At 73.0% G+C, this 6845-nt stretch carries 10 protein-coding genes; 8 read left to right on the forward strand and 2 right to left on the reverse strand.

All coding sequences use genetic code 11. The annotated features are described in order from the left end of the window. Positions 1–180 precede the first annotated feature (180 nt). The 3 genes from C6N75_RS23965 (at position 181) to C6N75_RS23975 (ending at position 1468) form a co-directional block, all read left to right on the forward strand. Positions 181–588 carry a hypothetical protein gene (locus C6N75_RS23965; protein WP_105870976.1) on the forward strand — a complete coding sequence of 136 codons (408 nt, stop codon included), beginning with the start codon at positions 181–183 and terminating at the stop codon, positions 586–588. 74 nt (positions 589–662) lie between these two features. After that, positions 663–977 (forward strand): hypothetical protein, encoded by a 315-nt coding sequence (locus C6N75_RS23970; protein ID WP_105870977.1) that lies wholly within the window; start codon positions 663–665, stop codon positions 975–977. Between the two features lie 89 nt (positions 978–1066). Continuing rightward, positions 1067–1468: a hypothetical protein gene (locus C6N75_RS23975; protein WP_258177578.1), complete on the forward strand. Its 402-nt coding sequence runs from the start codon at positions 1067–1069 to the stop codon at positions 1466–1468. On the opposite strand, the gene C6N75_RS23980 is transcribed toward C6N75_RS23975, so the two are convergent. Both C6N75_RS23980 and C6N75_RS23985 read right to left on the reverse strand, forming a co-directional pair. Beyond that, the gene (locus C6N75_RS23980) at positions 1423–1815 is read right to left on the reverse strand and encodes a DUF3307 domain-containing protein (RefSeq protein ID WP_105870978.1); all 393 of its coding nucleotides are present in this window, start codon (positions 1813–1815) and stop codon (positions 1423–1425) included. The genes C6N75_RS23975 and C6N75_RS23980 overlap by 46 nt on opposite strands. 146 nt (positions 1816–1961) lie before the next feature. Further along, complete coding sequence (locus C6N75_RS23985; protein ID WP_105870979.1) at positions 1962–2405, reverse strand: XF1762 family protein; 444 nt, start codon at positions 2403–2405, stop codon at positions 1962–1964. 205 nt (positions 2406–2610) lie between these two features. Here C6N75_RS23985 and C6N75_RS23990 point away from each other — a divergent pair, with 205 nt between their 5' ends. The 5 genes from C6N75_RS23990 to C6N75_RS24010 all read left to right on the forward strand — a co-directional run bounded on the left by C6N75_RS23990 (position 2611) and on the right by C6N75_RS24010 (position 6731). Beyond that, positions 2611–3642 (forward strand): hypothetical protein, encoded by a 1032-nt coding sequence (locus C6N75_RS23990; RefSeq protein WP_105870980.1) that lies wholly within the window; start codon positions 2611–2613, stop codon positions 3640–3642. Between the two features lie 372 nt (positions 3643–4014). Then, positions 4015–4515, forward strand: a complete 501-nt coding sequence (locus C6N75_RS23995; RefSeq protein WP_105870981.1) for a hypothetical protein — start codon at positions 4015–4017, stop codon at positions 4513–4515. 118 nt (positions 4516–4633) lie between these two features. Beyond that, positions 4634–5050, forward strand: a complete 417-nt coding sequence (locus C6N75_RS24000; RefSeq protein ID WP_146132655.1) for an HNH endonuclease — start codon at positions 4634–4636, stop codon at positions 5048–5050. Continuing rightward, positions 5047–5475 carry a hypothetical protein gene (locus C6N75_RS24005; protein WP_105870983.1) on the forward strand — a complete coding sequence of 143 codons (429 nt, stop codon included), beginning with the start codon at positions 5047–5049 and terminating at the stop codon, positions 5473–5475. Before C6N75_RS24000 ends, C6N75_RS24005 begins: the two co-directional genes overlap by 4 nt. Before the next feature lie 215 nt (positions 5476–5690). Continuing rightward, a complete protein-coding gene (locus tag C6N75_RS24010) occupies positions 5691–6731 on the forward strand; it encodes a hypothetical protein (protein WP_105870984.1) in 1041 nt (346 codons plus the stop codon). Positions 6732–6845 lie beyond the last annotated feature (114 nt).

Below are 6845 nucleotides of genomic sequence, written 5' to 3' on the forward strand. Positions count from 1 at the left end.
CCGGGTGCCCCCGGGGCAAGGCCCCCGCCCCCACGGAAGCCTCCCCCCCCGGCGCGCGGGGGAGGCAAGCCCCCGCCCCCGAAAAGTGGGGCCCCTCCCCCGCCACCCCCCCCCACGGCGCTGGCGACCCCTCCTCCCGGCCCCCCCCCTGACCCGCCCCATCCGCTGAAAGGCCCCTCCGTGAAGTCGCACCGCCCCGTCGACCGCCACCGTCTGACGGTCGCCATATCCGCCGCCCTGTTCACGTTCGCCCTGCTGTTCTCGCTGAGCCTGCTCACGGACGACGACGACAGCTTGCCGACCTGCCCGGCCTCCCGGTCCGGGGCGGTGGACATCGTGGCCTCCGGCGCCCGGCCGTGTGTGCTGCACGCCCCGGCCGGAGCCGGTGCTGCGCCCGGCGTCGGCACCGGGCACGCGACCGTGCCGGGCGGCTCGGGCAAGACGACGTCCCCGAAGAAGCCGGGCGGCGGTACGGCGAAGCAGCCGAAGGCCCCGGCCGCGCCGAAGGCCCCGGCCGCGAAGGCGCCCGCCGCGCCCAAGGCTCCGGCCGCGCCGCCCGCCGTGAGGGCGCCGTCCGTTCGGCGCTGATCGAGCCCGGGTCACAAGCTGTTCGGGTGGGCCACCCTCCCGCGGATTCGTCCCCGAGAGGAAGGCCCACCCCCATGTCCGATAGCCCGTCCCGTCGCCGCCTCGGCGCCCTGGTCGTCGGTGTCGCCCTGATCGTCGTCGGCGCCGTCCTGGCCGCGTTCGCCGTGTTCACCGGAGACCCGCAGGCCCCCGCGCCCGAGCCGTCGCCGACGGCGAGCTGCAACATCTTCGACCCGGAGTGCGAGCCCGGCCCGGGGCCCACAGCCGGCCCGACGCAGCCCGAGCCGTCCAGCCCGCCGCCCGTCTCCCCCACCCCGCCGCCGGGCGACGACAGCGGTGGCGGCAACGGCGGCACGACCGGCGGACTCTTCGGCGGCGCCGAGGGCTGAGCCGCCCGCAGCAACGCCGCGCCCCGTACGACGGACCTCCGCGTACGGGGCGCGGCGCATTGTCAGTGCCGGGTGCGACGGTGAAGAGCATGACCGCCACGACCGTCGAAGCCGACCCGGCGACGCTGGTCGCTGCGCTGCGGCTGCCCGTGTGGAACGCGCTGGCCGAGCGTGCCGACACGATCCGCCGGACCCTCCCCCCGCGCATCGGTGAGCTGCCTCATGAGCGCTACTGGTGGCTGCGGTCGCTGAACCCCGAGCAGGCCCGCCGAGCGGCGCTCCTTGACCGCCTGGACGCCCTGTGCGGGCACCTCGCGGGCCGTCCCGCCCTCGGCTACCCGGCCGACGAGCCGATCCCGGACGCCGCCCTGGAGGAGGCCGACGGGTTCACCGGCGCCGAGGTGGCCGAGCTGATCGCCGAGTACCGGGCGCTGCGCCCCGCCCGTCACGCGGCGGCCCCTAGGGCGGCGATCACCAGCGCGGTGACGTGAGCGGTCTGGTCGACCAGGGGCGCCCCGCCGCGCTGGAAGAACGAGCGGCTGCCGGTGTGCTCCATCCACCACTGGATCGGCCAGCGGCGATCGATCAGGCCGTGCGAGAAGCCCACCCACACGAGGACGCCCGTCACGTCCGGCCACGTCAGCAGCAGGTCGAGCAGCGCCTTCCCGGCGCCGAGGGCGAAGGCCGACACGGCGACGTGCGTACCGGCGTGGCACAGGTTGGCCCACCAGCCGGCCAGGGTCCGCAGCGCCTTGTGCTCCGACTGCCAATCCGTCTGGAGCGCGTAGTCGGACACCAGGTGCGCGGCGTACAGCAGGATGAAGATGGTTGCGAACACGGTGGTCTGACCTCCCGGGTCATCTGGAACGAGGAAGGCCCGCGCGCCGGGTGGCGCGCGGGCCGTTGCTGTCTGCTCCCTCAGTCCGCTCGTGGCGAAGAACGGTCTTCGACGGCGTTACCTGACGTTTTCGTGGCTGGTGGGACTCAGGAGGCTGCTGGGGCTTCCCACAGCGTCCGGGCGATCCGGTCCGTGCCGTGGGACTCGCGGGGGCGGCTGGGGCAGCTCCAGCCCCGTCGCGGCGCCCGCTGCGCGATGACCCGCCACCCGGCGCCGCGCAGGCTCGCCCCGCTCTCCCCGGCCTGCGTGTACGTGACGAGCCGCGTGTAGCCGAGGGCCTTCGCCGCGCGCCATGCTGCGCCGTACAAGAGTGAGTTCGCGTTGACCGTGCCGTCCGTCGCCGTGCGGGTGACTTCGAGGGTCTGGCCGTTGTCGAGCATCCGGGCCACCGGGCGGCCGACCATGGCGACCGCGCGCAGTACGCCGTCGTCGTCGGCCGCGCCCACGCAGAACACCGCGCCGGCCGGGGGCTTGTGGTGGCGGTGCCACTCGGTGACGAACGCCTTGGCGTCCTTCTGCTTGACCGGCACCAGGTGCAGTCTCGGTCTCCCCGGGGCTGCGCCGGGGGTCGGTCGGAGCACGGAGTCCTCCACGGTGTGGGGGCGCTCTGCTGCGCCCCGGAGGCCGTGCACCATGCGGTTCGCCGACCGCTACCGTCCCCGGCGCCGTTGCTGGCCAGGAGCCCGCCCGGGGACCCCAGGACACTAATGGGCCGGTGTGCCTACCTTCCGCGCCATGACGAACACCTCTCTTCCGACCCGTGGCCGCCCGACCCGCCTGACCACGCAGACGATCACCCGCATCGCCAAGGCGGTGCAGAAGGGCAAGACCCGGCCGGAGGTCGCCGCGCAGTTCGACGTGCCCCTGTCGACGTTGCAGGGGTGGATCACCCACGGCCGCCGAGTCCGCGACAACGAGGGCAGCGCGACGAGCGGCCTCGACCTGCTGACGCTGCGCCTGGTCCTGGAGCTGGAGAACGCCGAGCGGAAGCGGAAGGCCATCGACAGGATCGTGAGCGACGAGGACCTGGGCAAGGGCGTGCCCGCCGGGAAGAAGCCGATCGGCCGCCCGGCGCTGCTCACGGAGGAGATCCTGGAGGCCGTGACGCCGCTGTGCGAGGAGGGCCGGCTGCGGGACGCGGCCAAGGCTGCGGGGGTGGACAAGCGCAGCGTCCTGCGGTGGCTCGCCCGGGGCCGGGAGGTGCACGCGAACGGTACGGCCCGGACCGAGTACGAGCGGCTGTGCGGCATCCTCCACGCCCGCGTGGAAGCCGCGCGGCCCGAGGTGGTCGTGCCGGTGCTGTCCCCGGCCCAGGGCGGGCCGACGAACCCGACGGGCGGGTCGTTCGTGGTGACGGCCGAGAACGTGAAGCAGCTCGTCGCCGCGATCCGCGAGGGGGCGACGCGCGTGCAGGCCGCCGAGGGCATCGGGGTCTCGTACCGGACGTTCGCGCGGTGGCTGGCCCTCGGCGCCCGGGTCAGCGCGGCCGGGACGTACGCGAGCGAGCACGAGCGGCTGTGCTGGGAGCTGCGCGCGGGCGTCGACCAGGCGGACGAGGAGAGGAAGCAGCCGGCCCCGAGCCCGGCCCCGGCCGCGGCTTCGGTCGCGGAGCTGGAGCCCGCGCGCGGCGGCGTCGTCGCGCTCTCGCCGGTCGGTGAGGACGGTCCCGTGGAGTCGGTCATCGTGATCGGGCGACCGCGCCGCCGACAGCTCCTGAAGCGCCTGATCCTCGACCGCTTCGGAGCGCGACAGCCGCACCGTGTCTGACCTGCGCAAATAATCCACGTACGCCAGAGCGCATCAGGGTTTCCTAGTGCGGTGTAGCGCATGAGGTGAAACCCACGTGCGCTACACCGCATCAGGCCACGTACGCGACACCGCATTTGGCCTCATGCGCTGGAGCGCACGTAAACAAGAAGAACCCAACACAACCGAAGGAAGAAGACGAAGAAGGGCCCGTGGCGGACCGAAGTGGGCTGCTGCGGGCCTCGTCGTGGCCCAGGAGACTTCTCGGCCGACAAGCGGCCTCACGCCGAGACGCTAGCGCTTTCAGCCGGCACCTTCTCCAGCTCGAACCCCGCTCCAGGCCGGGCAGCCGAACCCGTCGGCTCCCCGGCACGAACGATCGGACACGAGCACATGAAGCCCACCGTGACGGAAGCCCTCGCAGAGTGGAAGGACGCCTGGGACGAACTCCAGAGCTCCGCCGTCAACGCTCTCTGCCTGGCCCTTCCCGGCCTCGACCACACCAAGACCCCTACCTACTGCTGCCCCGTCATGCTCAACATCAGCAAGCCGAACGATCTCGGCGACGGCCGGGTCTGCGTCGATGACGACACCCGCGCCACCGTCGAGCTGAACGACGTCCCGAACGAGGTCATCGCCGAAGCGGTCGACGCCGTCTTCGGGATCGCCTGGTTCGACCAGGCCGAGGGGCCCCTGGAGGACGCCGGGCCCGGTACGTACAACTACGACGACGAGCAGACCGGCGGGGAGTACGAAGTCGTCCTCGGCGACAACGGCACCAACACCGGTCGCGTCTACGTCGGCTACGTGCCGGTCCCGTACGCCGCGGAACTCCTCGACGCCATCAGCACCGCCCGGGAGCGGCAGGTGCAGCGGGCGACCGCCGGCGACTGACCTCCCACCCCGGGACGGTAACCGCCCCGGACGTGCATGTTCCCGTCCTCGCGCCCGCCGCTTCCCCCGCGGCCGTCACCGGCGGCCCAGCGTGCGGGCGCAGGACGGAGAACCGGCCGTGGCCTCTCGACGCCGCCGTACAGGCCCCACGGACGCGGTGCGCCACCTCGTGCACGTGCGCGACGGCGGGCGCTGCGTCCGCTGCAACACCCCGGCCAACCTCACCATCCACCACCGGGTCAACCGGGGCATGGGCTCCTCGCGCGAGGAGTGGATCAACCAGCCGCAGAACCTGCTCCTGGTGTGCACGACGTGCAACTCCTGGTTCGAGGACCACCCCCGCGAGTCCTACAGCCACGGTTGGAAGGTCCGCCGGCCGATGCTCCCCGGCGAGATGACCGTCCGCTACCCGGGCGGCGCCGAGTTCGCGCTGCACCCAGACGGCAGCCGCTCCCGCGTCACCCCCGAGCCGGCCTCCGAGACCGTCCGACGGTTCGACGGCACCACCATCCGCGTCACCGGCGGTGCGCGATGAAGACTCGTACCCTCCAGCTCACCCTGTGCTGGCACCTGCTGATGTGGCGCGGCGGCTCCCGCTTCGCCGTCGGGCCCGTGCGCACCTACGACATGGACCAGGAGCGCACCCGCACCGTCGGCGCCACCCTGAGCCTGTTCCGGTACACCGTCGGCCTCGCCCGCCTCGGCCCCACCCTCACCCTCCACACGACCGGCTCCTGGTACCGGACCTTCGGCGGGCACTTCCTGCCCCGGTGCAGCGTCGGCGGCTGGCGCCACACCCACCCGGTCCTGATCAGCTTCGGGCTGATGCGTGGCCGCCGGTGGCCGTACGGCATCACGATCACGGTCGCGTCCCGCACCCTGCACTTCACCTACCTGTGCTCGGCCGCCGAGTACCGCCCGATGCGGGAGGCCAAGCGCCGCCACCAGGGGAAGCGATGACCGCCGCTCCCCCGCCGACGATCCCCCCGCGGGTCCGGCTCGACGCAGGCCGGCCGCCCGCCTGGGACCTCCTGGTGCTGCGCGCGCTCCGGGAACTCGGCCGAACCAGACTCCCCGTCGCGGACATGGTGTACAGTTCTGGGCCAAGGACGAACGGCTAGGGGGGTCCCCTGCCACCAGCGCCCACAGGGCGCGCACCCGGAAACGGGCACACCATGAGCAGCATCGACTACGACAAGATCCGCGCCGACGCGAGAGCCGAGGTGGACGCCGAACTGGCCGAGGTCACCGACCCGCGCGAGCGCCGCACGCTCGCCGAGGAGATCCGCGACCAGGCGTTCATGGAACTGTCCATGCTCAAGGAGGAGCGTCAGCAGCTCGTCGCCTCCGCGGCCCTGTATGAGTACGCCCCCGACCTCCACGAGAAGTTCGGGATCGCCCGCACCCACCTGCGGCGCCTGACGATGACCCTGCTGCACGACGACCTGGACCGCGAGGAGCAGATCAACCCCCCGAGCTGGCCCGCCGACCGCGCGGAGGCCGCCCGCAACGCCGGCATCCCGCACCACAAGGACGTCGTGCAGAAGGCCGCCGTGATCTGCGCCCGGTACGAGGGCGCCGCCGCCCGCCGCAGTGCCGCCATCGCCCACCTGGAGGACGCCGGCGAGATGCTGCGCACCGCGGGCGGCCGAGTCCGCGTCGACCCGATGGAGCGGCCCGACTTCGCGACCATCCGCGAGCAGGCCCGGCAGGAGATCGTGGACGAACTCACCGCGGCCGACGGGGCTCCCGAGGACCGGCTGCGCCGCGCGGCCGAAGCCGTGGACCTGTGGGAGGAGAAGGTCGCCGAGCTGCTGCCCAAGCGCGACGCCGCGATGTGCTCGCTCGCCTTCTACACCACGGCGCAGGGCGTCTACTTCTCCGCGGGCATCAACCGCAACGCCTGCAACCGGGTCCTGGCCCGCGTCCTGAAGGTGCCGAGCGTCGCCGACCTCCCCAAGCGGGACAAGCAGCCGGCCGCCGCGCGCGCCGCGGGCGTGCGGTTCGTCAAGAACGCCGAGCGGAAGCTGCCCAAGATCGCCACGGAGTACGAGGCGGCGAAGGCGCGGCAGGCCGCGGCCATCCAGATCCGCAACGAGCTGATCCCCGTCATGAACGCCGAACCGTACGGGTGGGGGCCGCTCCGGATCGCCGAGGCCATCGACCGCGACGACAAGATCGTCCGCCGCATCCTGCCCGCGGGCGAGAGCGCCTGAAAAATCTTCCGCGGAACCTGTAACACCTGGCGGACTCACTCCGTCTATGGCGGTGAAGGGGGTCCCCTCCCTTCGCTCCAGGTAGGTCAGCACCCACCCGGGGCGGCCCCACCC

It is taken from the genome of Streptomyces solincola (assembly GCF_002982015.1).
GTDB lineage: Bacteria > Actinomycetota > Actinomycetes > Streptomycetales > Streptomycetaceae > Streptomyces > Streptomyces solincola.

Bases quoted from the DNA above. Each gene is read 5' to 3' on its own strand.
- C6N75_RS23970 (WP_105870977.1), top strand. From the start codon at position 663: ATGTCCGATAGCCCGTCCCGTCGCCGCCTCGGCGCCCTGGTCGTCGGT.
- C6N75_RS23975 (WP_258177578.1), top strand. From the start codon at position 1,067: ATGACCGCCACGACCGTCGAAGCCGACCCGGCGACGCTGGTCGCTGCG.
- C6N75_RS23990 (WP_105870980.1), top strand. From the start codon at position 2,611: ATGACGAACACCTCTCTTCCGACCCGTGGCCGCCCGACCCGCCTGACC.
- C6N75_RS23995 (WP_105870981.1), top strand. From the start codon at position 4,015: ATGAAGCCCACCGTGACGGAAGCCCTCGCAGAGTGGAAGGACGCCTGG.
- C6N75_RS24005 (WP_105870983.1), top strand. From the start codon at position 5,047: ATGAAGACTCGTACCCTCCAGCTCACCCTGTGCTGGCACCTGCTGATG.
- C6N75_RS24010 (WP_105870984.1), top strand. From the start codon at position 5,691: ATGAGCAGCATCGACTACGACAAGATCCGCGCCGACGCGAGAGCCGAG.